Annotated in this window: 1 protein-coding gene; it reads left to right on the forward strand. The window is 33.3% G+C overall.

The window, feature by feature from the left end; translation table 11 throughout:
- A partial coding sequence (locus JCM14822_RS18580; RefSeq protein WP_054744135.1) for an IS256 family transposase occupies positions 1-1,138 on the forward strand: 1,138 nt, incomplete at its 5' end.
- Positions 1,139-1,406: the final 268 nt, after the last annotated feature.

Here is a 1,406-nt window from a genome sequence, read left to right on the forward strand (position 1 = left end):
AAAGGAAATGTTTAAAGATGTACTTCAGGAAGCTCTTGAAGTTGAGTTAGAAGAAAAATTAGGGTATGACAAATATCAAGTTTCAGATAAAACTACTACTAACAGTAGGAATGGTTACAGCAAAAAAACAGTTAAATCTGAATTAGGACCTGTTGAAATTAATATTCCCAGAGATCGAAATGGGGAGTTTGAACCTCAAATTATTCAAAAGCATCAACGTAACATTACAGGCATTGAAGATAAAGTATTATCTTTGTATACTACAGGCCTTTCAACACGGGATATTCATGATCAAATCAAAGAATTGTATGACGTAGAAATATCAGCTGAAATGGTTTCAAAGATTACAGATCGCATTTTACCACTTGTATCAGAATGGCAAAATAGACCACTAGAGCATGTTTATTCTTTTATCTTTTTAGATGCTATTCACTATAAAGTTCGTGACGATAAACAGATTGTGAATAAGGCTGCATATGTTGCTGTTGGGGTAAATATGGATGGTGAGAAAGACGTATTAGGTATATGGATTGGTGCCAATGAAACAAGTAAATTTTGGCTTTCAGTCTTAAATGATTTAAAAACGAGAGGTGTTAGACAAGTCTTAGTATTCTGTACTGATGGTTTAAACGGTTTTACGGACGCAATTGGTGCTGTTTATCCTTTGGCAAAACATCAACGTTGTATTATTCACCAAATACGTGCCAGCATGAAATATGTTGCTTCAGGAGATCAAAAAGCTTTTGCGAAGGATTTAAAATCAATCTATTCTGCAATTAATGAAGAGACGGCTTTAAATAACCTGCTAGAAGTTAAGGAACAATGGGGTAAGAAATATCCTAGTGCTATAAAAAGTTGGGAAGATCATTGGGACAGTTTATCTACACTATTTATGTTTCCACCTGAAACAAGAAAGATAATGTACACAACAAATGTAATTGAAAGCTTAAATAGTCAGTATAGAAAAGTTACTAAAACTAAACTTATTTTTCCAACAGATCAAAGTTTACAAAAAATGCTTTACCTGGCAACAATGAAAATCACACAAAAATGGACAATGAGATATAGGGGTTGGGACTTAGTGTTTAATCAGCTTAATATCATATTTAGTGATTTGCTACAAAGTGAAGTATTCTAAGTGGTCCAAGACTGCCCCCCTTGACAAAGAAAATGTAAATGTTACCATTTTCTTGCCGAAGGTGACAAACTCAAAATAGTAGCAAGTAATTGCCACCTTCGCTTCAAGTTGTAGTTTAACATTTACATTAATTTCTTTGTCAAGAGGTTCACTTCGTGGCAGCCTTTATATTGCCTCAGGTTCTAAATCTAAAATAGTAGAAAGGCCATCTTATTACCAATAAATCAGTGTAAAATGACCTAACTATTTCAATATTTATCTAGAAATT

The organism is Cellulosilyticum ruminicola JCM 14822 (genome assembly GCF_001311925.1).
GTDB lineage: Bacteria > Bacillota > Clostridia > Lachnospirales > Cellulosilyticaceae > Cellulosilyticum > Cellulosilyticum ruminicola.